The sequence below is a fragment of the Providencia sp. PROV141 genome (genome assembly GCF_028481645.1).
Classification (GTDB): domain Bacteria; phylum Pseudomonadota; class Gammaproteobacteria; order Enterobacterales; family Enterobacteriaceae; genus Providencia; species Providencia rettgeri.
Genome location: NZ_JAMPPR010000006.1, coordinates 64,994 through 89,497, shown reverse-complemented (window position 1 = coordinate 89,497; position 24,504 = coordinate 64,994). Strand labels below are relative to the sequence as shown.

Annotated in this window: 27 protein-coding genes; 25 read left to right on the top strand and 2 right to left on the bottom strand. The window is 40.7% G+C overall.

Going from position 1 to position 24,504, the window contains the following annotated elements; all coding sequences use genetic code 11:
* Positions 1-10 precede the first annotated feature (10 nt).
* Genes PSF09_RS04570 through PSF09_RS04560 form a run of 3 tightly spaced genes read left to right on the top strand, consistent with a single transcriptional unit; the run spans position 11 to position 2,279 of the window.
* A complete protein-coding gene (locus PSF09_RS04570) occupies positions 11-739 on the top strand; it encodes a fimbrial biogenesis chaperone (protein WP_272664416.1) in 729 nt (242 codons plus the stop codon).
* Positions 740-749: 10 nt separating this feature from the next.
* Positions 750-1,301 carry a fimbrial protein gene (locus PSF09_RS04565; RefSeq protein WP_042851502.1) on the top strand — a complete coding sequence of 184 codons (552 nt, stop codon included), beginning with the start codon at positions 750-752 and terminating at the stop codon, positions 1,299-1,301.
* Between the two features lie 12 nt (positions 1,302-1,313).
* Positions 1,314-2,279, top strand: a complete 966-nt coding sequence (locus PSF09_RS04560; RefSeq protein WP_004907939.1) for a fimbrial protein — start codon at positions 1,314-1,316, stop codon at positions 2,277-2,279.
* Between the two features lie 141 nt (positions 2,280-2,420).
* Here the strand turns inward: PSF09_RS04560 and PSF09_RS04555 are convergent, their stop codons facing one another.
* Entirely contained in the window at positions 2,421-4,067 is a 1,647-nt protein-coding gene (locus PSF09_RS04555) for a fumarate hydratase (RefSeq protein WP_272683542.1), read from the bottom strand.
* Between the two features lie 908 nt (positions 4,068-4,975).
* Here PSF09_RS04555 and potA point away from each other — a divergent pair.
* The 4 genes from potA (at position 4,976) to potD (ending at position 8,929) form a co-directional block, all read left to right on the top strand.
* Positions 4,976-6,085, top strand: a complete 1,110-nt coding sequence (gene potA, locus PSF09_RS04550) for a spermidine/putrescine ABC transporter ATP-binding protein PotA (protein WP_272664413.1) — start codon at positions 4,976-4,978, stop codon at positions 6,083-6,085.
* Positions 6,072-6,935: a spermidine/putrescine ABC transporter permease PotB gene (gene potB / locus PSF09_RS04545; RefSeq protein WP_272664412.1), complete on the top strand. Its 864-nt coding sequence runs from the start codon at positions 6,072-6,074 to the stop codon at positions 6,933-6,935. The genes potA and potB overlap by 14 nt, the downstream gene beginning before the upstream one ends.
* Positions 6,932-7,720, top strand: a complete 789-nt coding sequence (gene potC, locus PSF09_RS04540; protein ID WP_272664411.1) for a spermidine/putrescine ABC transporter permease PotC — start codon at positions 6,932-6,934, stop codon at positions 7,718-7,720. The genes potB and potC overlap by 4 nt, the downstream gene beginning before the upstream one ends.
* A gap of 159 nt (positions 7,721-7,879) precedes the next feature.
* The gene (gene potD, locus PSF09_RS04535) at positions 7,880-8,929 is read left to right on the top strand and encodes a spermidine/putrescine ABC transporter substrate-binding protein PotD (protein ID WP_109912650.1); all 1,050 of its coding nucleotides are present in this window, start codon (positions 7,880-7,882) and stop codon (positions 8,927-8,929) included.
* 240 nt (positions 8,930-9,169) lie between these two features.
* Here potD and PSF09_RS04530 read toward each other — a convergent pair whose 3' ends face one another.
* Positions 9,170-9,727 (bottom strand): NADPH-dependent FMN reductase, encoded by a 558-nt coding sequence (locus tag PSF09_RS04530; RefSeq protein WP_272664410.1) that lies wholly within the window; start codon positions 9,725-9,727, stop codon positions 9,170-9,172.
* A gap of 302 nt (positions 9,728-10,029) precedes the next feature.
* Between PSF09_RS04530 and PSF09_RS04525 the strand changes: the two genes are divergently transcribed.
* From PSF09_RS04525 to PSF09_RS04440, 18 genes are all read left to right on the top strand, one after another.
* Entirely contained in the window at positions 10,030-10,602 is a 573-nt protein-coding gene (locus PSF09_RS04525) for a TetR/AcrR family transcriptional regulator (RefSeq protein WP_272683609.1), read from the top strand.
* Positions 10,603-10,681: 79 nt separating this feature from the next.
* Positions 10,682-11,524, top strand: coding sequence for a transcriptional regulator (locus PSF09_RS04520; RefSeq protein WP_272664409.1), 843 nt, complete (start codon positions 10,682-10,684; stop codon positions 11,522-11,524).
* Positions 11,521-12,039: a FidL-like protein gene (locus tag PSF09_RS04515; RefSeq protein WP_272664408.1), complete on the top strand. Its 519-nt coding sequence runs from the start codon at positions 11,521-11,523 to the stop codon at positions 12,037-12,039. Before PSF09_RS04520 ends, PSF09_RS04515 begins: the two co-directional genes overlap by 4 nt.
* A 477-nt stretch (positions 12,040-12,516) precedes the next feature.
* Positions 12,517-12,663 carry a hypothetical protein gene (locus PSF09_RS04510; protein WP_210839002.1) on the top strand — a complete coding sequence of 49 codons (147 nt, stop codon included), beginning with the start codon at positions 12,517-12,519 and terminating at the stop codon, positions 12,661-12,663.
* On the top strand, positions 12,656-12,934 hold the full coding sequence (locus PSF09_RS04505) for a BMC domain-containing protein (RefSeq protein ID WP_004249182.1): 279 nt from the start codon (positions 12,656-12,658) through the stop codon (positions 12,932-12,934). Before PSF09_RS04510 ends, PSF09_RS04505 begins: the two co-directional genes overlap by 8 nt.
* A 20-nt stretch (positions 12,935-12,954) precedes the next feature.
* Positions 12,955-13,239: a BMC domain-containing protein gene (locus tag PSF09_RS04500; protein ID WP_042845468.1), complete on the top strand. Its 285-nt coding sequence runs from the start codon at positions 12,955-12,957 to the stop codon at positions 13,237-13,239.
* A 15-nt stretch (positions 13,240-13,254) separates the two neighbouring features.
* Complete coding sequence (locus PSF09_RS04495; RefSeq protein WP_004259063.1) at positions 13,255-13,533, top strand: BMC domain-containing protein; 279 nt, start codon at positions 13,255-13,257, stop codon at positions 13,531-13,533.
* Between the two features lie 69 nt (positions 13,534-13,602).
* A complete protein-coding gene (locus PSF09_RS04490; RefSeq protein ID WP_272683541.1) occupies positions 13,603-15,237 on the top strand; it encodes an acetaldehyde dehydrogenase (acetylating) in 1,635 nt (544 codons plus the stop codon).
* Between the two features lie 26 nt (positions 15,238-15,263).
* Positions 15,264-15,521: a EutN/CcmL family microcompartment protein gene (locus tag PSF09_RS04485; RefSeq protein WP_004259057.1), complete on the top strand. Its 258-nt coding sequence runs from the start codon at positions 15,264-15,266 to the stop codon at positions 15,519-15,521.
* A 7-nt stretch (positions 15,522-15,528) separates the two neighbouring features.
* Positions 15,529-16,659 carry a 1-propanol dehydrogenase PduQ gene (locus PSF09_RS04480; RefSeq protein WP_272664406.1) on the top strand — a complete coding sequence of 377 codons (1,131 nt, stop codon included), beginning with the start codon at positions 15,529-15,531 and terminating at the stop codon, positions 16,657-16,659.
* 58 nt (positions 16,660-16,717) lie between these two features.
* Positions 16,718-20,149, top strand: coding sequence for a choline trimethylamine-lyase (gene cutC, locus PSF09_RS04475; RefSeq protein WP_272683540.1), 3,432 nt, complete (start codon positions 16,718-16,720; stop codon positions 20,147-20,149).
* Between the two features lie 87 nt (positions 20,150-20,236).
* Positions 20,237-21,187 (top strand): choline TMA-lyase-activating enzyme, encoded by a 951-nt coding sequence (gene cutD / locus PSF09_RS04470; protein ID WP_272664404.1) that lies wholly within the window; start codon positions 20,237-20,239, stop codon positions 21,185-21,187.
* A gap of 13 nt (positions 21,188-21,200) precedes the next feature.
* Positions 21,201-21,638, top strand: a complete 438-nt coding sequence (locus PSF09_RS04465) for a BMC domain-containing protein (protein ID WP_272683539.1) — start codon at positions 21,201-21,203, stop codon at positions 21,636-21,638.
* Positions 21,635-22,279, top strand: a complete 645-nt coding sequence (pduL, locus tag PSF09_RS04460; RefSeq protein ID WP_210839017.1) for a phosphate propanoyltransferase — start codon at positions 21,635-21,637, stop codon at positions 22,277-22,279. The genes PSF09_RS04465 and pduL overlap by 4 nt, the downstream gene beginning before the upstream one ends.
* Positions 22,280-22,293: 14 nt before the next feature.
* Entirely contained in the window at positions 22,294-22,986 is a 693-nt protein-coding gene (locus PSF09_RS04455) for a hypothetical protein (protein ID WP_272683538.1), read from the top strand.
* A 61-nt stretch (positions 22,987-23,047) separates the two neighbouring features.
* Positions 23,048-23,476 (top strand): DMT family transporter, encoded by a 429-nt coding sequence (locus PSF09_RS04450; RefSeq protein ID WP_210840418.1) that lies wholly within the window; start codon positions 23,048-23,050, stop codon positions 23,474-23,476.
* A 21-nt stretch (positions 23,477-23,497) separates the two neighbouring features.
* Complete coding sequence (locus PSF09_RS04445) at positions 23,498-23,824, top strand: DMT family transporter (protein WP_004907976.1); 327 nt, start codon at positions 23,498-23,500, stop codon at positions 23,822-23,824.
* 195 nt (positions 23,825-24,019) lie between these two features.
* Positions 24,020-24,355 (top strand): tRNA-binding protein, encoded by a 336-nt coding sequence (locus PSF09_RS04440; RefSeq protein ID WP_210840417.1) that lies wholly within the window; start codon positions 24,020-24,022, stop codon positions 24,353-24,355.
* Positions 24,356-24,504: the final 149 nt, after the last annotated feature.

Genomic DNA, 24,504 nt, shown 5'->3' with positions numbered 1-24,504 from the left:
GGAATGATGTATGAGTAAAAAGTCTGTAGTAGCTTTAGGATTTTCATTAGTTTTTGTCGGCATGCAAGTTGCGTCTGCTGCGATTAATATCGACCGTACACGGATTATTTTTCCAGGCAAAGATAAATCAATGAGTTTGGTTATTAACAACCAAAGTAAAACAATGCCCTACTTAGCTCAATCTTGGATGGAAGACGAAAAAGGGAATAAGATTTCTGAACCTTTTACCGTTTTACCTCCAATGCAACGTGTCGAACCGAATGCTAAAAACCAGATAAAAATTATTAAAACGGAGGGAATTGACGCTCTTCCACAAGATAGAGAATCGCTGTTCTATTTAAATGTGCGCGAAATTCCCCCTGTTGCAGATAAGGAAAATGTTGTCCAGATTGCGATTCAAAGTCGTCTAAAAATGTTTTATCGTCCACCTCAAATCGAAAATAATAGCGACAAAGTATGGGCTAAAGAGCTGAAATATACACATACAGGTGGGCAATTATTAATTGAAAATCCAACTAAATATTACGTGACTCTTGGTTACCTGAGTAATACCAACCAGAAAAACTTTCCTGGTTTTGAAAGTGTCATGATAGCCCCGTTTTCTAAAGAAAGTGTCCCCGTGCCATCAAGCAGTTTTAATCAGTTATATACCGGGTATATGGATGATTACGGTGGTATGAAAATGTTGACTTACCAATGCGCTGCATCAACCTGCCAGTTGTCAAAAGAGAGCCAATAGGATTTTAGATATGAGAAATTGCTACTTTTCAATATGTCTTTTTATGCTATCGCTATGCACCAGCCAAGCTTATGCAGATAGTAGCATGATGAGAGGTGATCTTAATTTTACGGGAAATGTGGTGGCATTGCCTTGTAAGATTTCATTTTACTCGATAGATCAAAATATTGAATTAGGGCCAATATCTCTGAATTACTTTAATGAAATTGGGGACAGAAGCCCTAAGCATGAAATCAAATTGAAATTTGATGATTGCATTTTCCCAAAACGTGATCGCGATGATAGAGATCCGGTTGTCCGGATCATGTTTATTTCAGAGCCAACTGAAAGTACAGACCGCAATTTATTCGGTGGTAAAACCATTCTAAATGGCTATGGCATTCGTTTGATGGATAAAGATGGCAATATTGTTCCTAATGGAGAATACCGCAGTTATCCCATCTATTTTGATGATAACCAGCAAATTACGATTTATTCCATGCTAGAGAGCTATCTGCCAAGAAATGAATTAACTGTGGGTAATATTAAAACGCAAATTACCTTAAATATTACTTACATATAAGGTGTATAAATCATGATACACACGTTTATTCAAAAATATGGTTTTTATATTTTATTTCTGTTCGTTTTTATTAGCCCAAAAACATTTGCTTTAGATTGTGTTGAAGCTGGGACAGGAGTCGTCATTAAACCTGCGGTACCTGTTGGGCAATTAGCGATTCCTTCAGATACACCTGCGGGAACGGTTATTTGGCAATCTGACCCATTAACAGTCACTGTTTATTGCGATAACGTACTCGGTAATATGGTTGACGTTGTTCATATGTATTTTAACCCGACATCACAAAAATTAGGGACAGGGTTGCTACTTGGTGCTAACTATCAAGGTGAACAACTTGAGCGTGATAAACAAAAAGTCAGCTTAGGAACACCGCCAATTAGTGGCAAGCAAAGCGTTACTGTGACTGTCACATTTACTTTATATATTAAGGTAACAGGTACGGTCCCGCCGTCTGGGAATTATGAAGGTGATAACCAATTTACGGTTTTCCAATTTGATGGGAGCGGGGGGATCAATACGACACCGGGAGCGAAAAACTTACGCTATTCGATATCTGGGTTACGGGGGATCCGTTTCTTAAAATGTGGTGCGGATATTAAAGTTTTCCCAGAATCACAGCAAATTGATTTTGGCCAGTTAATGATCACAGAATTGAATCAAGGAAAAGAATTTAAAAAGGATTTTCAAGTTCAAGCAGTGAAAAGAGGTTGTCTTGATAACTTCTCGATGAATATCAATTTTGAAACAACCGATCCATTAAATGGCGAATATGCGATTGATTTGAAAAATGGAACCAATTTGACAATTATGGATGATAAAAGTAATCAGATAAAATTCAATTACTTCCAATTTTTCGGTAGTTTACCGCAAGGAAGTACATCAGTAACGCGTGATTATAGTGCAACTATTAAAAAGGCGGGAACGGTGAAAACGGGAGGATTTAACGCCTCAACCATTGTTCGAATTAACTACTATTGATGTTAGTGATGAATTGATGTGAATGATAATAAAAGAGCGGGTTTTTGGCCTGCTCTTTTACTGTGTAACTGTATGGCTATGTAACATAGTCATACAGGCTAACGAAAGTTAGCGCATTCCATTGCGCTAGAGTGGCAAATATTATTTAACACATTTACTGCAAGTCTCATTTTGGACTTGCTCAAAGAAGTTATTGCCCTTGTCATCAACGAGAATGAATGCCGGCAGCCCTTCAACTTCCATTTTCCAAATCGCTTCCATGCCTAATTCTGGGTACTCAAGGCAATTTAAGCTTTTCACATATTCTTGCGCCAGTATTGCTGCTGAGCCACCGATACTACCTAAGTAGAAACCGCCATGTTTTTTACATGCATCGGTTACCGCTTGAGTTCGGTTGCCTTTCGCCAACATTATCATGCTACCACCGTGGGATTGGAACAGGTCAACGTAGGGGTCCATTCGGTTGCCCGTTGTTGGGCCTAAAGAACCAGAAACCATATCTTCCGGTTTTTTGGCTGGCCCTGCGTAATAGACCATGTGGTCTTTAAAGTATTGTGGTAATTCTTCGCCGCTATCTAAACGTTCTTTAAGCTTGGTATGCGCAATATCTCGAGCGATGATCAGTGGGCCACTGAGGGAAACACGGGTCGATACAGGGTGTTTACTTAGCTCAGCCAAAATATCTTTCATCGGGCGGTTCAGGTCGATATGCACCACTTTTCCTTCAGCTTGGTGACGCATAGATTCAGGAATATATTGGGCTGGGTTATGCTCCATTTTCTCAAGCCATAAGCCGTTTTTGGTAATTTTGGCTTTAATGTTTCGGTCAGCAGAGCAAGAAATGGCTAAACCGATTGGGCAAGAGGCGCCATGACGAGGTAAACGAATAACACGAACATCGTGAGCAAAATATTTACCACCAAATTGGGCGCCAAAGCCAAGATGGCGAGAGGCTTCTAATAACTCATTTTCTAGCTCAATATCACGGAAAGCGCGGCCATATTCATTACCCGTGGTTGGCAGGTTATCGTAGTATTTTGCAGAGGCAAGTTTGGCTGTTTTCAGTGTTGTTTCAGCAGAGGTACCACCGATAACAAAGGCAATATGATAAGGTGGGCAAGCTGTTGTTCCTAAATTTCTCATTTTTTCAATTAAGAAATTTTTTAACTTAGCTGGTGTTAAGGTTGCTTTTGTTTCTTGGTAAAGCGCTGATTTATTTGCAGAACCGCCGCCTTTATTGACAAACAGGAAGTGATATTCATCACCTGTAGTCGCAAAAATGTCAAACTGTGCTGGCAGGTTTGTACCTGTATTGACTTCATTAAACATATCTAGCGGTGCATTTTGCGAAAAACGCAGGTTTTCGTGTTGGAAGACGTTGTAAATCCCTCGTGACAGGTACTCTTCGTCATCACAGTCTGTCCAAACTTGTTGGCCTTTTTTCCCAACAACCGCAACAGTGCCGGTATCTTGGCAGTTTGGCAAAATACCTTTTGCAGAAATTTCAGCGTTGCGAAGTAATTGCAGTGCCACATATTTGTCGTTTTCGCTGGCTTCTGGGTCTTGTAAGATAGCCGCGACTTGTTTCTGGTGCGCAGCCCTTAAAAAAAACTGGGATTCATAAATTGCGTGTTCTGCAAGGAGGGTTAATGCTTCAGGTTCAATCTTTAAAATTTGCTTGCCTGCAAATTGTTCTACAGAAACATATTTATCAGAGACTTGGAAATACTCGGTTTTATCCTCAGATAATGGATAAGGTTCTTGGTAAAAAAACGCTTTATTGGCCATTTTGCTCACTCACATATTAATTTCAGTGGAATTTCCAAAAATAATCACCCGTAGGCTTATGTTTATTCTTTAATTGATTTAACTCGAAAGATACAAAGTAAAATTTATAAGTGTAATAATGAAACAAAAAATACAAAATAAGTTACTAAAAGTTACAGTTTAGTTTGAAATTATATCAATTTGATTATTATATTCAAAGAGATGCAGAGAATAATATGATGTTGGTTAAATTTATTGAGATAAAAAGTAAGGATTAATGAAAGTTAGATTTAAATCACATAATAATATTATTAACTACGACTTTAATTATTTGTTATAGATGTTACCAGTTATTGGTTTTTTTTATGTGTAATCGCGATATATATCTATTGGATATAATTTGCATCAAAAATTGACTATTTCATTATGGTAAATAGTTATTACATTTTTCTTGTGCGTAGAATATTAAAGTTTATATATTCAATATATGAATTTAAAAATTATTAAAATAATAAAAATTATTAATTCCATGATTATTATTATTTTTATTATGAATCATTTTAACTCTATGAATTCTATTGGATTTGACTTTAGTTTCACTCTTTAATGTATCATACAAATCTATAGATATAGGCAAACTGATTCTAAATATCGCTATGTGGCTTATTTTTCTCAAGAATCTGTTTTATTTATTGAGAATTCATAATGAAAGACAAACGAAGTTGCGAAAATGGCTTTCAATTTGTAAAAACAGTGTTTATCATGCATGCCTTATGAAGTTTAAATGGCGCTGCTGGTTTTGGGCTTTGCTGGGGAAAATTATTTACTCATGTTACTTAAGTTGACAGAGTAAACCTCCGACAAGCTTATACAGTCTTTAACGGTGGCGGTTCTATCTGCATTATTCCTAGGGATAGAGTGTATAATAAATGACTGAGACAACCTCTCTGACACCACTCATTGAATTAAAATCTTTAAGTAAAGGTTTTGATGGCAAACAAATTATTTCTGAGCTTGACTTAACCATTCGGAACGGTGAGTTTTTGACCATTCTGGGGCCTTCCGGTTGCGGTAAAACGACGGTTTTGCGTCTTATTGCTGGGCTGGAAGATGTCGATGATGGTCAAATTATTCTTGATGGTCAAGATATTACGGATATTCCAGCGGAAAACCGCTTTGTAAATACCGTATTCCAAAGCTACGCTTTATTTCCTCATATGACAGTCTTCGACAACGTGGCATTTGGCCTACGCATGCAAAAAACGCCTGCGGCTGAAATCCAAAAACGTGTCGATCAAGCCTTACGTATGGTGCAGCTAGAAGATTTTGCTGAGCGTAGACCCAACCAACTGTCTGGTGGTCAACAACAGCGTGTGGCAATAGCCCGTGCAGTAGTCAATCGCCCGAAAGTCCTACTACTGGATGAATCATTATCTGCGCTTGATTACAAACTGCGCAAACAAATGCAAAATGAGCTAAAAGCGCTTCAACGAAAACTGGGGATTACGTTTATTTTTGTGACCCATGATCAAGAAGAAGCCTTAGCCATGTCTGACCGAATCATTGTGATGCGTGAAGGGAAAATTGAGCAAGATGGCACACCTCGTGAAATCTATGAGGAGCCGAAAAACCTATTTGTTGCTCAATTTATTGGTGAAATTAATATTTTTGATGCGAAAGTATTGTATCGCATTGATGATAAACGTATTCGTGCCAATGTTGAAGGTCACGAATGCGATATTTTCACCGAGCTTTCTGTCAAAGAAGGGCAGCACGTTAGTGTGTTATTACGTCCTGAAGACTTACGTGTTGAAGAGGTGAATGATGCAGATAACTATCCGGGGCTGATTGGCTACGTTCGTGAGCGTAACTATAAAGGCATGACGTTAGACTCAGTGGTTGAAATGGAAGATGGCAAAATTGTCATGGTAAGCGAATTCTTCAATGAAGATGACCCCGATGTCGACCACTCCCTTAACCAAAAAGTTGCTGTAACTTGGGTTGAAAGTTGGGAGGTAGTTCTGGATGATCATTCGTAAGCATAAAGTTTTGCAGAACGTTATTATCACCGGGGTGGTCGCCTGGCTGCTGCTGTTCGTCTTTTTGCCTAATATTATGATTATTGGCACTAGTTTTTTGACGCGCAGTGATACCAACTTAGTTGACTTAGTTTTCACATGGGATAACTACGTTCGCTTGTCTGACCCGATGTATGCAGAGGTCATGTTGCACTCGCTCAATATGGCGGTGATAGCAACCTTTTTCTGTTTGGTTATCGGCTACCCATTTGCCTTTATATTGGCAAGGTTACCTAAACGAATACAACCTTTGATGCTGTTTTTATTAATTGTGCCATTTTGGACCAATTCATTGATTCGTATTTATGGGTTAAAAGTTTTTCTTAGTACCAAAGGGTACTTAAATGACTTTTTACTGTGGGTTGGTATTATTGATAAGCCATTGAAAATTATGTATACACCTGAGGCCGTCATATTAGGCCTAATCTATATATTGTTGCCGTTTATGGTGATGCCACTGTATTCAAGTATTGAAAAGTTGGATAAGTCATATATAGAAGCCGCAAAGGATCTCGGTGCAAATAAATTTCAACGGTTTGTGAAAATCATCATTCCTTTAACGATGCCAGGAATTATTGCAGGCTGCTTGCTGGTCTTATTACCTGCAATGGGGCTGTTCTATGTGGCGGACTTAATGGGGGGGGCGAAAAATCTACTGATTGGTAACGTGATTAAGAGCCAGTTCTTAAATATTCGTGATTGGCCATTCGGGGCAGCAACTAGCATTTTCCTCACGGCGATGATGGGTTTATTGCTGTATGTGTATTACCGAGCAGCTAAACTTCTGAATAAAAAGGCATATGAAGAATGATCGGACGTACTCTGCGTGGTGGCTTTATGGCTATCATCTACGCTTATCTTTATATTCCAATCATCATTTTGATTGTTAATTCCTTTAATGAGTCGCGTTTTGGTATTCAGTGGCAAGGGTTTTCAACGAAATGGTATACGCTACTAAGTAATAACGATAGCTTATTAGAAGCTGCTGGGCATTCATTAACTATGGCGGTTTTGTCGGCGACCTTCGCAACAGCCATTGGTACACTAACGGCCGTTGCATTATTTCGCTATCGTTTTAGAGGAAAACCATTCGTCGGTGGCATGTTATTTGTGGTAATGATGTCCCCTGATATCGTTATGGCGATTTCGTTATTGGTTCTATTTATGATCCTTGGGGTCTCGTTAGGCTTTTGGTCATTGCTTTTTTCCCATATCACATTCTGTTTACCCTTTGTGGTGGTGACGGTGTATGCAAGGTTAAAGGATTTTGATGTAAAAATGCTAGAAGCGGCACGTGACCTTGGTGCGGGTGAGTTTACTATTTTAAGAAAAATCATTTTGCCATTAGCGCTACCCGCGGTTGTGGCAGGATGGTTACTGAGCTTTACATTGTCGATGGACGATGTGGTGGTTTCGTCATTTGTCACGGGGCCAAGCTATGAAATTTTGCCACTGAAAATATATTCAATGGTAAAAGTTGGGGTTTCCCCAGAAGTAAATGCTTTGGCGACAGTGTTGTTGATTATGTCCTTGCTACTTGTTTGTTTAAGTCAATGGGTGATGCGGGATAAATACTCGAAAAAAGCGAGACCATAAATGATTGGTGGCGCTGGTTTTTCTATAACAGCGCCTTTTTGATGCCATGCGGCGAGAGGGTGGGCTTCATTTAGCCTATAAGATATATACCCTAAATAATTCAAGTGGTTACTTGATGCATATAGGGATGAAAAACACTTTGTTGAGGGAAACTCAGTAATGAAAAAATGGTCCTATCTACTGGCAGCAGGGTTAATGGCTGCAAGTATTGGCACGGCAACTGCCGCTGACGATAACAAAGACGTACTGTATTTCTATAACTGGACAGAATATGTTCCCCCTGGTTTATTAGAGCAATTCACCAAAGAAACGGGCATCAAGGTGATTTACTCCACCTATGAATCAAACGAAAGTATGTATACCAAGTTAAAGACCTATAAAGAAGGGGCTTATGATTTGGTGGTACCTTCGACTTATTTTATTGCCAAAATGAGTAAAGAAGGGATGCTACAAAAAATTGATCAAAGCAAACTGACCAATTTTAAAAACCTTGATCCAAACTTAATTCATAAAGAATTCGACCCGAATAATGACTATTCTGTACCTTATATTTGGGGAGCTACAGGGATTGGAATTAACGGTGAAGCGGTTGACCCACAATCTGTTACCTCATGGGCGGATTTTTGGAAACCTGAGTATAAAAATAGCTTGCTGATGATGGATGATGCACGGGAAGTTTTCCAAGTCGCACTCACCAAGTTAGGTTATTCAGGTAATACCACTGACCCGAAACAAATTGAAGAGGCGTATAAAGAGCTACAAAAATTACGTCCAAATATTCTAGCCTTTAACTCTGACAACCCAGCGACGCCATTTATTGAAGGTGAAGTGGATGTCGGTATGTTATGGAATGGCTCTGCATTCGTTGCACGGCAAGCAGGCTTACCAATTGAAGTTGTGTGGCCAAAAGAAGGCGGAATTTTTTGGATGGACAGTTTAGCGATTCCGGCCAATGCAAAAAATGTGGAAGGGGCTCATAAGCTAATTAATTTCTTATTACGTCCAGAAATTGCGGCTCAAGTGGCTGAATCTATTGGTTACCCAACACCAAACTTAGCCGCTAAAAAATTATTACCTGCTGAAATTGCCAATGACCCATCACTTTACCCAAGTGAAGAGGTTCTGCAAAAAGGCGAATGGCAAAGCGATGTAGGGAATACCAATATTTTGTATGAAGAGTACTTCCAGAAATTAAAAGCAGGGCGTTAATTGCTGTTTTAGTAGTAAGCCAAATAGGGTTTGAAGTTAAATAAAGGCATCACAATTGTGATGCCTTTAGGTTGTTGACAAAGCGGGATAAAAGCGTGGTTTTTCCCGCTTTGTGCTATCAGCTGAAAATCAATAAATTGATTTTCCTAATTTATTTTTAAAACCTATTAGACTTGCCGCCAAACATAATATGTTTGTCAGCAGTCTGAAAGCATCACAATCGTGATGCTTTTTTAATGGCTAACGTTTGGCATTATGGCCAACAAATTTCACAAAGGTATCTACCCAAGGTTGTAGGAAATCTTTACTTTTCGGTGAGATGTTACCTTGTTCATCCACCATACCGTCATACCATTTTAGGAAACACTCAGGCTGGTTCATGGTTGGCATATTTAAAAATGTTAGGCTGTTGCGTAAGTGTTGCTGGGCAATAGCTGTGCTGATATTACCAATAGAAACACCTAAAACCCCCGCAGGAATACCATCCCATGAGTTATCGCCCCATGGACGAGAACCTTGGTCTATCGCATTTTTCAATACACCAGGCATCGAACGGTTATATTCAGGGGTGGCGAAAATAATGCCATCACAGGCTTTAATTTGAGATTTAAAATTAGCCACAACAGAGGGCACATTTTGGTCTGCATCCTGGTTGTAGAGAGGTAGTTCATCAATATTGATAAAGTTAAACGTGAAATTCGCGGGGAATAATTTAGTTATGGCTTTAGCGACAACTAAATTGTAAGAATCAGCACGTAAGCTACCAACAATAACGCCAATATTGTATTGATTTGACATGATAAAACCTCTTTCACGGATAGTTAATTAGGAATATTGCAAACCGATATTACTTCTTCAGAATTCTGTTTCGTTATTATCATTAAACATCATAATCTAAATGTGTGCAAAACTAAGTTAAATTAATTAAGTCAATGAGTATCAAAAAAATTTGATATTTTTAAATTAACTATGGGTTTACAACTACTCATAATTCGATATTGTGAGTCCTCTTCCACTATTTAGATTTACCCATGAACAAATCAGGGTTACTTGATTTTAGTCAAAATGAAACATACCGACTGGTCGGTATTATTCATCGCATGAATAAATCCGCACAGCATAGAAAAAAAGACCCAATCAAGCTTCAAGTGGAGCTACTGAAAGCTGCTCGCATTATTGCAGGCAGAGAAGGCATTTCTTCACTATCTCTCAATGCGGTAGCAAGGGAAGCGGGTGTGAGTAAAGGTGGGTTGATGCACCATTTCCCCTCCAAACAAGAGCTTATTCATGCCCTTTTCCTTCAATTGCTAGAAATTATGGATGAGCGGATAAGTATCATTATGGAGAATGACAAAAATGCTTATGGACGGTTTTCTCGTGCGTATTTGCACTATATTGGTGAGTTAAAAGCGTCTGATGAAAGTTTTCAACTTGCCTTACTGTCCTTAGCGATACCAACTGAGCCCGTATTACGTCAGTGCTGGCGAGATTGGGTAACCAATCATTTGGCGAAGGGCGATGAGTTTGATAACAGTTATTTAGGGGCGTTAGTACGTTATGCAGCGGATGGGTTATGGCTTTCGTCATTGACTGAGGGAGAAACATTATCACAGCAAGAACGCGATGCGATTGTTAGTCGGCTAACGGCAATATCATTTGAACAAATTCCATAAGTAAAAATAGCGCATAAGTAAAAATAGCAATAATAACAGTAGTGCAATTTTATTCATAAAATAAGCACATGAGGCGACAGTGAAATATAAAATCAATGCTTTCATTCTATATGATGCAGTTGATGGCACTTTATCTTTAAAAGAAGATGAGGTGGATACGCAGCTGTCGATAACTGCCAATGCATTATTGTTTTACTTTATTCAACACAGAGGTGTCGTTTCTCGAGATGAGGTATTAAAAGCAGTATGGGATGATAATGGATTAGTTTCATCGAACAGTAATTTAAACCAATACCTAAGTATATTAAGAAAAGCATTTCGGCCATATGGTATTGAAAATATTATTGTAACAGTTGCTCGTGGGCGATTAGAATTTAATTCCGATATTTCCCTTGAATTAATTGATGATATTAAAATTCCTCAAACTGAATTAATAACTAGCTTAAGTGAAATAGAAGCGGCAGCGGTTGTTTTATCTCCAATTCCTAAACCTATAGCTGAATCTACAGACCCCAAGAAAATAGAATCAACATTGACGCCAGAAAAAAAAGAAATTTGTTGGTATCTCGCTAGCGGTGCTTTTTTATTGTGTTCTGTTTTACTCGCGACGATGGCTTATTTATCAAACCAACCGTCAGTGCCGATAAACATGACGGTACTTGAGCACACTAAATGTGATGTACTATCGAATGAAAAAATGATCAATAACACCGTAGCACTAAACTATGTACAAAATTTTGATAAGGTTAGAAATAACTTAAACCTAGAATGTGTTGAGAAAGAGCGGTTTGTTTTTTTCTATGGGGACAAATTGCAAACTAACGGATTGGGACGAGTATTTCTTGCACATTGTGCAGTCAATGAAGATAACCCATTTAGCTATTGCGATAATTACTTTTACTATTCTTGGAAACCATCATGAAGATATCAGGAAAAGTATTATGCTTACTGAGCTTTTTACTATTTATTATTGTGGTGATTTACACTCAATCGGTTTTATTTTCCAGTAAACAAGATGGCTTATTAGTGTGCTCGACAAAAGGTATTATGCGTTTTGAAAATATGCAGGATGAAAACGTTAATGGCAATATTCATTTCAATTTTGGTGCAAATGGTAAAGGAGCCATTGTTGTTGAGGGCTATACCGATTCTAAAGCGGGTTGGTTGTATTTACAGCGCTATGTGAAATTTAGTTACACAACAAAACGAGTTTCCCCAACAGAGCGTCACTATAATATTAGCCAGTGGGAAGCGAGTGCTTCTTCTATTGATGAATCACCAAATGTGATATTTGATTACTTTATGAGAGAAATGTCAGATAGCCATGATGGCCTATTTCTTAATGCCCAAAAGCTCAATGATAAAGCCTTATTACTTAGTTCAATTAATTCCCCTCTTTACATCTGTACATTAAAGCCCGGCAGTAAATTTGACTAATTCACTCTCATTAAAATAAGCTTTGTGGTGAAGCCGTTCACTTCATCGTTAACTGGCAATATCCCTTCCTCTTATTTTCTTTTTATCGTATTCACAAATGTTCGTATTCATAAACTCACTGTGAGTTGCCATCATGATTGCTGATTTACCTCTTGTATAGAATTTAATTCGTGGACACCAGATAGTAGGCAAAGCTTATAACCGAGTGAGCAAACCCACAGTTATCATTTCATAAATTACCCCCCTTTATCAGCCCAATAATATTTTGTTAACAATCTATTTGGCTAACGCTAAATCGGTGTTTAGCCCTTTTTTATCAGCAATACAGATACGTGAATTTTTGATTTTTTTAGCATGGATATGTAAATGGTCTAATAATTCACTCTAATTTTTAGATTAAAATACTAAATATCTATGTTTTGTGGATTTATATTTTGTTTTTATTTTTCGGTTCTATAGTGGGTTTGAAGCCAAAGGTTGCGTTCAATAGATCACCGCGCAGACACCATTGGCGTAAATGATTACCCAGATACTTCAAGGGATATGTACTCGGACACATTAGCTTGGAATATCGAAGGTAAAGAAAAACAAAGAAGGCTTCTCGGAGGAAACAACAATGGGTGATGCATTAGGTCTTATTGAAACCAAAGGTCTGGTGGCTTGTATCGAAGCGGCTGATGCCATGTGCAAAGCGGCAAATGTTGAGCTAATTGGTTACGAAAATGTCGGTTCAGGCCTCGTTACCGCAATGGTTAAAGGCGATGTGGGTGCAGTCAAAGCGGCTGTTGATTCAGGTGTTGAATCAGCACAGCGCGTTGGTGAAGTGGTGACTTCACTCGTCATTGCGCGTCCACACAACGATATAAACAAAATCGTTATTAAGCATAAGGCATAACTTTTTCCGGAGGAAAAAACATGGGTGACGCATTAGGTCTTATTGAAACTCAAGGGTTAGTGGCGTGTATCGAAGCTGCAGACTCGATGTGTAAAGCCGCAAATGTTGTGCTGATTGGTTATGAAAATGTTGGGTCAGGTTTAGTTACCGCCATGGTCAAAGGCGATGTAGGTGCGGTGAAAGCTGCTGTGGATTCAGGTGTTGAGTCTGCCTCTCGCGTTGGTACCGTCGTGACATCACTGGTTATCGCTCGTCCTCATAGTGATATTCAGAAAATCGTTGCCCAGTATAAAGTCACGGAATAAAACAGGAAATTACTTATGAAAGAAGCGCTTGGTCTAATTGAAACTAAAGGATTAGTGGCTTGTATTGAAGCTGCTGATGCCATGTGTAAAGCCGCAAATGTCGAGTTAATCGGTTATGAAAATGTCGGCTCAGGGCTGGTAACAGCAATGGTTAAAGGCGATGTCGGTGCCGTTAATGCCGCGGTTGAATCAGGGGTTGAGGCTGCAAAACGTATCGGGACAGTGGTGACTTCACGTGTGATTGCGAGACCACACAACGATATTGGCAAAATTGCACAACAACACAAAGCCTAACTGATTGGCTGATAAGCCAATAACACGACAAGTTAATGAATTAATTTTGGCTCCGATACGGGGGAAGACATGGTTGCATTAGACAAAGATCTGCAATCCAGACAACTGGCAAGAGAGCTAGTTAGAAACGCGAAACAAGCGCAGAAAGAGTTTGCGACATTTTCGCAGGAAAAAATCGATAATATTGTTAAGCACATCGCGATTGAGTCCGCACTTCATGCAGAAGAGCTGGCAAAAATGGCCAATGAAGAAACAGGGTTCGGTAAGTGGCAAGATAAAGTCCTGAAGAACACTTTCGCTTCAATGCGTGTTTATGAACACATTAAAGATCTCAAAACCGTTGGCATCATTAATGATGACAAAATCAACAAAGTTATGGATGTGGGTGTCCCTCTTGGTGTGATCACGGCGTTAGTACCTTCTACCAACCCAACATCTACCATCATCTATAAAACGTTGATTGCCTTAAAGGCGGGTAATGCCATTGTCTTTTCCCCTCATCCAAATGCTAAAGCCTGCAGTTTTCGTACATTAGAGATTGTCAAAAAAGCGGCATTAGAAGCAGGGGCACCAGCAGGTATTGTGGATGGCGTCACGATGCTGACTCTTGAAGCAACGAAAGAGCTGATGCACAGCAAAGACGTTTCTTTAATTTTGGCAACGGGAGGTGAAGGCATGGTACGTGCAGCTTACGCATCCGGTACACCAACCATCAGTGGCGGCCCAGGTAATGGCCCTGCATTTATTGAACGTAGTGCCAATATCAAACAGGCGGTGAGTGACATCATCACCAGTAAAACCTTTGATAACGGTGTCATTTGCGCTTCAGAACAATCCATCATTGTAGAACGCTGCATTTACAACGAAGTTCATCGTGAACTGCTCGCTCAAGGCGCTTATTTCATGAATGAAGATGAAGCGAAACGCATGGCTTCAATGTTACTTAGAGCGAACGGCACCATCAACCCAGAAGTGGTGGGTAAAGATGCGATCACTTTAAGCCAACGAGCCGGTTTCACTGTTCCGGCTAATACACGTGTGTTGATTGCTTTGCAAGACACCGTATCACCGAAAAACCCATACTCCCGCGAAAAATTATGCCCAATTTTAGGGATGTATATCGAAGAAGACTGGCAGTCAGCTTGCCACCGTGTGGTTGACTTACTGACCAATGAAGGTCTCGGCCATACTTTGGTTATCCACACACAAAATGAAGATGTTATTCGTCAATTCTCTCTGGAAAAACCGGTTAATCGTATTTTGATCAATACCCCAGCGGCACTTGGTGGGATCGGGGCAACAACCAATATCACACCAGCCTTAACACTGGGTTGTGGCGCAGTAGGTGGTGGTTCTAGCTCAGATAACGTGGGCCCAATGAACTTACTGAACATCCGTAAAGTCGGTTATGGCGTACGTTCTATTGATGATTTAAGGCAGCCTGCCCAGTCTTGTACTTCTGCCCAGCCAGTAGTATCAGCAGCCGGCAATCAACTGCAAGTCAGCATTTTTGATGATAACCGCTTCCGTAACCCTGTTGCAGCGACAACGTCAGCGGTGACTGCTAACCCAACAGGCGACGACCGATTTGGCAGTACGGCAACGACGGCTGCGATTGCTGAGGCAGTAGTTTCTCAAGGTGATATCACTGAAGAAAATGTCGAGCAAATCATCAAGGCCGTTCTCGGGCGCCTAAATAAGTAACTCATTGGAATAAGGCGGTGTAAACAATGATCCTCGCAAAGGTAGTTGGACATGTTGTTGCAACGCAGAAATGTCAAGAACTTAGCGGCAGTAACTTATTGATGGTAACCAAGCTAGGGGATGACCTTGAACCGTTGAAAAACAAAACGTATGTGGCAGTCGACAGTGTTGGCGCAGGCATTAACGACATTGTTTTAGCTGAAGCTTACTTCGCTTTGAATAAAGACAATTACAAAGCCATGTCAGTGGTTGCCATTGTTGAGAAGGTTTATACCAAGGAGTAAAAACAGCATGAACCAGTTTTTGATTAAACCTAAAGTTCAATTCGGTGCGAATGCATTGGACTTTATCTCACACATGAGTGCTCACCATGCCTTTATCGTCACTGACAAAGCGATGGTGAAGTTTGGCTTAGCCGATGAAGTCACTCGCAGGCTAACTCAAAGTGGCATCGCATTTTCGATCTACGATGATGTTAAGCCAGACCCTGATATTTCAGCCATTGTTAACGGTATGAAAATCATGGATATGCAATATCCAGATGTGGTGATTGCACTCGGTGGTGGGTCGGTTATTGATGCTGCGAAAGCTGTTATTTACTCCCTCTGGCACACAAAAAAGGATGTTAATCGAGTCAAACCGCAGTTTATCGCCATCCCAACTACCAGTGGGACGGGCTCAGAAGTGACGTCGTTTTCAGTGATCAAATCCCAGTCTGAAAAACTGGTTTTGGTTGATGAATTCATGTTGCCAGATGTGGCTATCTTAGACCCTGCACTGGTGAAGTCAGTACCCGCTTCTATTACGGCGGACACAGGTATGGATGTGCTATGCCACGCGCTAGAAGCCTATGTTTCTCGCACGGCGTCTGACTTTTCTGATGCCTTAGCTGAAAAAGCGGTGCAATTAGTTTTCGGTCATTTAATTGACTGCTATCGCGATGGTAGCAACTTAGTGGCTCGCGAAAAAATGCATAACGCGTCATGCATTGCCGGAATGGCTTTTACCAATGCCTCACTGGGAATAACGCACAGCTTAGCCCATGCATTAGGCGGCGTATTCCATATTCCTCATGGCCGTGCTAATGCGTTGTTGATGGCGCAAGTCGTGGCTTTCAATGCGGATTTAGAAGGGCGATGCGATAACGAAGCTGCAAAACGTTATGCCCATCTCGCGAAAAATTTAAGTTTACCTGCCTCAACAATACGTGAAGGCGTTGAAAGCCTAATTGTGGCAATCAACGTATTGAAAGATGAAATGAATATGCCAAAAGGCATTCAAGCAACCGGAACTAATGAATTCGATTTTAACGCCCGTTTAGGGGAAATGGTTGGGCAAGCATTGCGCGATAGCTGCACTCCGACCAATCCACGGGATGTGAGCAAGGTGCAACTGGAAGTGCTGTATAGACAGTCTTTTTAACAGTTAACGCTTTTATGTGATGAACAACAAACTAGAAAGAACATCAGGATAGGCTAACATGAATAAATATGCTTTGACCCCACGCGTAAAAATGCTGGCTGAACGCTTAAGTGCCCGCAACAGCTCAATTATTACTGAACGTGCCAATATTTTAGAAGCGCTTGGCAACCAACTGTCTGGCGCACCGCAGGCGATAAAACCTGCACAACGTTTTTATGAATTTATCCGTCACTTTCCTGCATTTATTGCTCAAGATGAGCTGATTATTGGCAGCCAATCATCGACCCCTCGCGGAGCTATTTTCCATACTGAAAATGAAATCGACAGCCACAGTATTTATACCTTTTTAGCTGGCGATAGCACAGTTGATGCGCCAGATTACTTAGCAGTTTTAAATATTGGTTTCTTGGCTATCAAAGCACAGCTAGAAAACCGAGTGAGAAATATCGGTAGCGCAGTTAGCCGCAATAGCATTGATGAAGCTAATAATTGCCGTTCTGCGATTTATGCATGTGATGCGGCCATTCACTTTGCACAAGCTTTAGCTTCTAAAGCAGAGAGCATGGCAGCGGCAGAATCTAATCAATATCGCCGCGCAGAATTACAAGAAAGTGCAGCGATTTTACGCAATGTACCAGCAAAACCGGCGCAAACTTTTAAAGAAGCGTGCCAAGCTTTCTATTTACTGCAACTGATCCTGCATTTAGAAAATGGTAGCTATGCCGTTAACCCAATGGGTTTCGATAAAGCGGTCTATCCATTCTACCAACGTGATATTGAACAAGGCCGTTTGACCCAACCACAAGCTTATGAAATTGTAGAAAGTTTATGGTTGAAACTGGCTGAACTCTCTGAAGTTCGCTCAACCAAGCAAGTTGATGGCTACCCAATGTTCGATGCATTGAAAGACGGCATTTACCTAAATGACCCGCGCGTATGCCTTAACGAATTATCAGCCATGATGTTATCCGCACATGAAAACATCAGTACTATCAATAATGGTTTGAAAGTCCGTTTATATTGCGGAAAAAATAGCATTCAGCCGCAATATGCTGCGCCAAATGCCAGCTATGTTGCGCCGGCGGCTCAAGTTGAGACTGAATTCAAAGTGATGGAAGGTTTGACGCCTCGTTTACAGCGCCTGCGTAATCGCTACTTAGAAGCACGCCCAAGTGTGTCTATCTATCGTGCACTCGCTTTCACTGATGTTGTCAAAAATAATCCTGGTTTACCGCCAATTTTATTGCGTGCGAAAGCATTCCGCCGTGCTTGTGAAACTGCGCCAATCTTAATTCAACCAGAAGAACTGATTGTGGGTCATCCTTGTGGTGCACCTCGTGCAGGCGCCTTCTCACCAGATATCGCATGGCGCTGGGTGGTCGAAGAACTCGACACTATGGGAACTCGCCCACAAGATCCGTTCGTTATCTCGGAAGAAGACAAAAAAGTGATCCGCGAGGAAATAGCCCCGTTCTGGGAAGGCCGTTCACTGGATGAAATTTGTGAAGCTCAATACCGCGAAGCGGGTGTATGGGAATTCAGCGGTGAAACCTTTGTCAGTGACTTGTCTTATCACCAAATCAATGGTGGTGGCGATACCTGCCCTGGTTATGACGTACTGTTATTCACCAAAGGAATGAATGGTATCAAAGCAGATGCTCAGGCAAAAATGGCTGAGTTAAGCATGGAAAACCCTGATGATATTGACCGCATTTATTTTTATAAAGCGTCAATCGAAACCTGTGAAGGGGTTATTGCCTATTCACATCGTATTGCTGCTCATGCTCGCGAATTAGCGGTGCTGGAATCAGACCAAAAACGCCGTGAAGAATTACTGACTATCGCACAAGTTAACGAAAACGTGCCAGCCAATCCTCCGGCCACGTTACAAGAAGCATTACAAAGTATTTGGACAGTTGAGTCACTGTTTGAAATTGAAGAAAACCAAACTGGTCTTTCTTTGGGACGTCTCGACCAATATTGCTTGCCGATGTACGAAAATGACATCAAAACAGGCCGCTTAACCCAAGACCAAGCATTAGAAATGATGCAAGCATTTATCATCAAATGTGCGGAATTAATGTGGATGTCGAGCGAATTAGGCGCGAAATACTTCGCGGGTTACCAGCCATTTATCAACTTAACGGTCGGTGGACAAAAACGCTCAGGCGGCGATGCATGTAACGACTTAACTTACTTAATTATGGATGCGGTTCGCTTTGTTAAAGTGTATCAGCCATCGCTGGCCTGTCGTATTCACAACCAATCACCACAGAAATACATGGAAAAAATCGTTGATGTGGTGAAAGCCGGTATGGGCTTCCCTGCCTGTCACTTCGATGATTCCCACATCAAAATGATGCTGCGTAAAGGCTTCGATTTTGAGGATGCGCGTGATTACTGCTTGATGGGCTGTGTAGAACCGCAGAAGTCAGGCCGTATTTATCAATGGACATCAACCGGTTATACCCAATGGCCAATTGCGATTGAGTTTGTATTAAACCGTGGTCGCATGGTGCTATTCGATAGCTATCAAGGCTTAGATACGGGTGATTTACGTGACTTAAAAACATTTGAAGACTTTGATAATGCAGTGAAAGCGCAGATTGCTCATATTGTGCGCTTATCCGCTATCGGCACCGTCATCAGCCAACGTGTTCACCGTGATGTGGCACCAAAACCATTAATGTCCTTGCTGGTGGAAGGCTGTATGGAAAAAGGCAAAGACGTGGCTGCGGGTGGGGCGATGATCAACCACGGCCCAGGGCTGATTTTCTCTGGTCTAGCAACCTATGTTGACTCGATTGTCGCGATTCGCAAATTGGTTTACGAAGATGGTCGCTACACCCTTGAACAAATTCGTGATGGCTTATTAGCTAACTTTGAAGGCTATGACGAACTGCGCCGTGACTGCTTAAATGCGCCTAAATTTGGTAACGATGATGACTATGTTGACCAATATGCGCTGGATATTACGGAGTGGACAGAGCGCGAGTGCCGTAAGTACGACATGCTGTATTCAACACTGAGCCACGGAACCTTATCCATCTCTAACAACACGCCGATTGGTGAATTAACCGCGGCGAGTGCCAATGGTCGCTTGGCTTGGATGCCGCTATCCGATGGTATCAGCCCGACACAAGGTGCGGATAAACAAGGCCCAACTGCCATCATTAAATCAATCAGTAAAATGAATGTTGAAACAATGAACATTGGCATGGTGCATAACTTTAAGTTCTTAAAAGGCTTATTGGACACCCCAGAAGGCCGCCATGGCTTAATCACCTTGCTAAGAACCGCATCTATTTTAGGCAACGGCCAAATGCAGTTCAGTTATGTTGATAATGAAATGCTGAAAAAAGCTCAGCAAGAGCCTGAAAAATATCGTGATTTAATTGTTCGTGTCGCAGGATACAGTGCCTACTTCGTTGAACTCTGTAAAGAAGTTCAAGATGAAATTATTAGCCGTACTGTAATTGAGAAGTTCTAAACCCATGTAGGCAGGTATGAATCTATACCTGCCATTTTATAACAACAATAATAATTTTTGATTTATAAACATAGTTTTAGAGGTGCAATGATGAGCGCGGCAGAGATTAAAGGTCGGATATTTAATATCCAAAAATACTCGATTTATGATGGCGACGGTATCCGAACACTGATTTTCTTAAAAGGATGCAATATTCGTTGCCCGTGGTGTGCTAACCCAGAAGGGCTAAGCAGCCAGTTTCAGGTGATGTTTTCCCATGATAAATGCGTCAATTGTGGGAAATGTATTGATGTCTGCCCGACAGGGATCCACTACAAAACTATTAATGAGCACGGTGAACAAATTCACCGTGTGAATCGTAGCATTGACTGTATTGGCTGTCGTAAATGCGAAGAGGTGTGTATTGGTGATGCGTTAGACATTATGGGGAAAGATGTCACGGTAGCTGAAATGATGGACATCATCATGCAAGATTATGATTTTTATATTTCTTCCGGTGGTGGCGTGACAATCGGTGGCGGCGAAATGAGCCTACAAACTGATTTTGCCGTCGCGCTACTGCGTGAGTGTAAAAAAATGATGATCAATACGGCAATAGAAACGCAAGGTACGACATCGTTAGAAAACTATGAAAAGTTAGCGGAAGTTGTCGATCTGTTCCTCTATGACATCAAACATATTGATACTGCACAGCATAAAAATCTATTCGGTATTGGCAATGAAAATGTTCGCCGTAACCTCGAAAGACTGGTTCAGCTTGGTGCCAATATCGTGGTCAGAATGCCGCTTGTTCGCGGTTATAACGACTCCTTTGATGCCATCACGGGTGCTATCCACTATGCAATGGAATTATCCAAACGCGGCAATGTAAAACGCATCGATATTCTGCCTTATCACCAGTTAGGTCGCGGTAAATACGACAAACTGGACATGATTTATCCGGTTAAGCAAGACCCAACCTATAGTGCAGAAGAGTTAGACCAACTTGAAGCATTCTTCAAACAATTTGATTTCGATATTCGACTGGTTCGTCACTAAGTAGGAGAGACAGATGAAAAGTTTAGGCGTAATTGAAACTCGGGGACTGACATCCGCCATACAGGCTGCAGATGCGGCGTGCAAAGCAGCCAGTGTAGAAATTATAGGCTATCGAAAAATAGGCTCTGGATTAGTATCTGTTTGTTTTCAAGGCGAAATCAGTGCCGTTCGTACTGCGGTTGACCACGGCATTGAAGTAATTTCGAATAGCCAATTATTAGTCGGCTCATTAGTGATTGCGCGGCCTGAAGAAAGTGTGATCAGCAAATTGCTAACAGTGAAAAGTAAAAAAGGCGAGTTAGAGAAAAGCCTTCAGTCGGAAGTAAAAGCAGAAATGTTAGTGGAAAAAGCAGTTGTTGAAACCAAAACGGAAGCACCAGTGGCTGAAGTCAAAACCGACATCAATGTGAAAGACGTCAAAAATGACCCGCGTAAAGGGAAAAAATCATGATGAATGAGCAATTGATGGGAAAAATATTGGCTCGGCTTTCTGCGTACACTCCAGCACAAGCGGGTATTTCTAACATTGCTATCCCTGTCGGAATATCTAACCGCCATGTGCATCTTTCACAGCAGGATGTTGAAGCGTTGTTTGGTCAGGGATATCAACTCACGCCATTCAAAGATTTAAAACAGCCGGGGCAATTTGCAGCGAAAGAATGCGTCATGGTGGTGGGGCCAAAAGGGTCGATTAGTAAAGTCAGAGTACTGGGGCCTGTTCGCCCAAAAACACAATTAGAAGTTTCAAAAGCAGATTGCTTCGCACTGGGAATTAAGGCTCCTGTTAGGGAATCAGGTGACTTGGTTAATTCGGGCTGTGCGTTACTGATTGGCCCGGCAGGGCATGTCAATCTTGAGTCGCAGGTTATTTGTGCCCAGCGTCATATTCATATGAGCGTGATGGACTCAAGAGCACTAAATGTGGTGAATGGGCAGAAGGTGAATATCCGTACTGAAGGTGAGCGCAGCTTGGTATTCGATGAGGTTGTTGTGAGAGTTGATGAACGATTTTCCCTTGAGTTTCATATCGATACTGATGAGGCGAATGCGGCAGGTTTACGCAATAACGATAGCGTATTCATCGCGGGTTAAGGAATGGTGGCAAAATGAACGAAGAACTGATCGAGCGAATTGTGCAGCGAGTTTTACGTCAGTTAAAGCGACACGTTCTGGTCGTATTATCGCCAGTTGACGGTTACCAGCAAGCCATTTACCAAAGGTTGGCACAGCTAGAGTCTGTTGCTTTTTCCTTTTATGCCACCGCATCCATGCTTCAGTCTTCCCAAGTTGAAAAATGGGCTGAACTGGGAAGTGTTGTAAATAAAAACACCTTATCAATAAATGGGTTAAGCCATTATGACAGCCTGTTTTTACCTTTCATTGATGCAAAAGTAGTTGGTGAGATAGCCAATGGTTTGTTTGCCAGTGAAGAAAGTGAATTAGCCTTACAGGCTTTATCACAAAATATGTCGACCTTAGCATTGAAATACCATTGCTGCCCTGAAAGTGAATTAAGTCAGGTTTTAGGTTTAAATAAAAATGAAAATTATAATCAGTTAATTAGAGAAAATATCTCTAAAGTAATTAAGTTAGGTGTTTATTTTGATTCATTTAATGAAATAGAGAATAAGCTTTTAACTAAAGGTATTGATGAAAATTTAAAACCTGAAATAAATAATGAAAATCAAAATCGCTATATTACTTTAAAAGAAGTAATGAATAACCCTAGGGGGTGCCGTGCGAATGAAAATAAATTAACAGATTTAGCATTCGATTATTTAAAGTCTCTTAAAAAATAAAATTATTTAATCAAATTAAAAATTAATTTTAATCTTTCTATTTATCGTAGGAGTATTATCTATGTCCCCTAAAGCAAAGTCATGGCTTTGGATGCTGGCGGTTATTATTTCTGAAACTTCAGCAACCTCGACCTTAAAAATGTTTGATAATAGTGAAGGTATGACCAAATCATTATTACTGGCATTAATCGTTGTGTTGTATGTTATTTGCTATTATTCACTCTCTCGTGCAGTTAAATATATTCCAGTTGGCTTGGCTTATGCCACATGGTCAGGTACGGGAATTCTAATGGTATCTACCCTTGGCATGCTATTTTATGGTCAACATCCAGATACTGCGGCCATAATTGGAATGGCTGTGATTGCAAGTGGTATTGTGATCATGAATCTATTCTCCAAGATGGGCTCAGATGATCCGGAAGAAACAGAATCATCAAAAGATGAAACTGAGTCTTCATTATTATCAGCAAAAAATAAAACAGCTCATTAATTCAAAGTTAAGGGGAATATTATGTTTACTGGATTTTTATGGTTAGCGCTTTCTATTGGTTCTGAAATAACGGGCACTTCAATGATTAAAAAGACCAACAGTTTTAGCAAACTGGGGCCATCAGTGTTAGTTATTATTGCTTATTGCTTATGTTATTTCGCTTTAACTCGTGCAATGGGCTATATTCCAGTCGGTGTTGCGTATTCATTATGGTGTGGATTTGGTATTGTCGGTGTAACTTTAGTTTCTATGATTTTATATAAACAAAAACCCGATTTCCCTGCGGTATTTGCGATGGGGTTAATTATCTCTGGCGGGATCATTATGAATACATTTTCAACAATGTAATTAACAAGAAATTTTTATTTTAACCTATTTCCTGTCTTGTATTTTTTGCCCTCAATTTCTAATGAGGGCTATTTTTTGCTTATCTTCCTAGCCCGTGGTGGTCTGGCTACATAAAATGACGTTCTGGCGATAAAACGCAAAATCTGTTGTATGTTAATTTATTACACATAAGCAATTTAATTCAGGAATAGATTTATGCAAATTATTGAATGGGATGATTTTACTCGTGTTGAAATGCGTGTAGGTACGATTATTAGTGCACAAATTAACAGTAAAGCGAAAAAGCCAGCTTATGTGATGGAAGTCGACCTAGGGGAATTGGGTATCAAGCGCTCTAGCGCACAGATCACCGTCAATTATACGCCAGAAGATTTGATTGGTAAGCAGGTATTATGCGTGTGCAATTTTGAGGTTAAACGAATCGCGGGGATTAAATCTGAAGTATTAATTACCGGAGCGCCTGATGAAACGGGGGCGATTGTTCTTGCGGAGTTTAACTTACCTTTGCCGAATGGTGCCCTTTTAGCCTAATGCTAGTTATACTTCGCGTTGTTGGTTTCACTCACTCGCCCTAGTCACATACTTTTGTATGCTTCTAGGGTCTCGTTTGCTTGCCGCCTACTGTAGTCGGTGCCATCACTGCCATTTATCAGTAAAAAGGTTATACTGCTATCATCTGT

Bases quoted from the DNA above. Each gene is read 5' to 3' on its own strand.
- PSF09_RS04570 (WP_272664416.1), top strand. From the start codon at position 11: ATGAGTAAAAAGTCTGTAGTAGCTTTAGGATTTTCATTAGTTTTTGTC.
- PSF09_RS04565 (WP_042851502.1), top strand. From the start codon at position 750: ATGAGAAATTGCTACTTTTCAATATGTCTTTTTATGCTATCGCTATGC.
- PSF09_RS04560 (WP_004907939.1), top strand. From the start codon at position 1,314: ATGATACACACGTTTATTCAAAAATATGGTTTTTATATTTTATTTCTG.
- PSF09_RS04555 (WP_272683542.1), bottom strand. From the start codon at position 4,067: ATGGCCAATAAAGCGTTTTTTTACCAAGAACCTTATCCATTATCTGAG.
- potA (WP_272664413.1), top strand. From the start codon at position 4,976: ATGACTGAGACAACCTCTCTGACACCACTCATTGAATTAAAATCTTTA.
- potB (WP_272664412.1), top strand. From the start codon at position 6,072: ATGATCATTCGTAAGCATAAAGTTTTGCAGAACGTTATTATCACCGGG.
- potC (WP_272664411.1), top strand. From the start codon at position 6,932: ATGATCGGACGTACTCTGCGTGGTGGCTTTATGGCTATCATCTACGCT.
- potD (WP_109912650.1), top strand. From the start codon at position 7,880: ATGAAAAAATGGTCCTATCTACTGGCAGCAGGGTTAATGGCTGCAAGT.
- PSF09_RS04530 (WP_272664410.1), bottom strand. From the start codon at position 9,727: ATGTCAAATCAATACAATATTGGCGTTATTGTTGGTAGCTTACGTGCT.
- PSF09_RS04525 (WP_272683609.1), top strand. From the start codon at position 10,030: ATGAATAAATCCGCACAGCATAGAAAAAAAGACCCAATCAAGCTTCAA.
- PSF09_RS04515 (WP_272664408.1), top strand. From the start codon at position 11,521: ATGAAGATATCAGGAAAAGTATTATGCTTACTGAGCTTTTTACTATTT.
- PSF09_RS04505 (WP_004249182.1), top strand. From the start codon at position 12,656: ATGGGTGATGCATTAGGTCTTATTGAAACCAAAGGTCTGGTGGCTTGT.
- PSF09_RS04500 (WP_042845468.1), top strand. From the start codon at position 12,955: ATGGGTGACGCATTAGGTCTTATTGAAACTCAAGGGTTAGTGGCGTGT.
- PSF09_RS04495 (WP_004259063.1), top strand. From the start codon at position 13,255: ATGAAAGAAGCGCTTGGTCTAATTGAAACTAAAGGATTAGTGGCTTGT.
- PSF09_RS04490 (WP_272683541.1), top strand. From the start codon at position 13,603: ATGGTTGCATTAGACAAAGATCTGCAATCCAGACAACTGGCAAGAGAG.
- PSF09_RS04485 (WP_004259057.1), top strand. From the start codon at position 15,264: ATGATCCTCGCAAAGGTAGTTGGACATGTTGTTGCAACGCAGAAATGT.
- PSF09_RS04480 (WP_272664406.1), top strand. From the start codon at position 15,529: ATGAACCAGTTTTTGATTAAACCTAAAGTTCAATTCGGTGCGAATGCA.
- cutC (WP_272683540.1), top strand. From the start codon at position 16,718: ATGAATAAATATGCTTTGACCCCACGCGTAAAAATGCTGGCTGAACGC.
- cutD (WP_272664404.1), top strand. From the start codon at position 20,237: ATGATGAGCGCGGCAGAGATTAAAGGTCGGATATTTAATATCCAAAAA.
- PSF09_RS04465 (WP_272683539.1), top strand. From the start codon at position 21,201: ATGAAAAGTTTAGGCGTAATTGAAACTCGGGGACTGACATCCGCCATA.
- pduL (WP_210839017.1), top strand. From the start codon at position 21,635: ATGATGAATGAGCAATTGATGGGAAAAATATTGGCTCGGCTTTCTGCG.
- PSF09_RS04455 (WP_272683538.1), top strand. From the start codon at position 22,294: ATGAACGAAGAACTGATCGAGCGAATTGTGCAGCGAGTTTTACGTCAG.
- PSF09_RS04450 (WP_210840418.1), top strand. From the start codon at position 23,048: ATGTCCCCTAAAGCAAAGTCATGGCTTTGGATGCTGGCGGTTATTATT.
- PSF09_RS04445 (WP_004907976.1), top strand. From the start codon at position 23,498: ATGTTTACTGGATTTTTATGGTTAGCGCTTTCTATTGGTTCTGAAATA.
- PSF09_RS04440 (WP_210840417.1), top strand. From the start codon at position 24,020: ATGCAAATTATTGAATGGGATGATTTTACTCGTGTTGAAATGCGTGTA.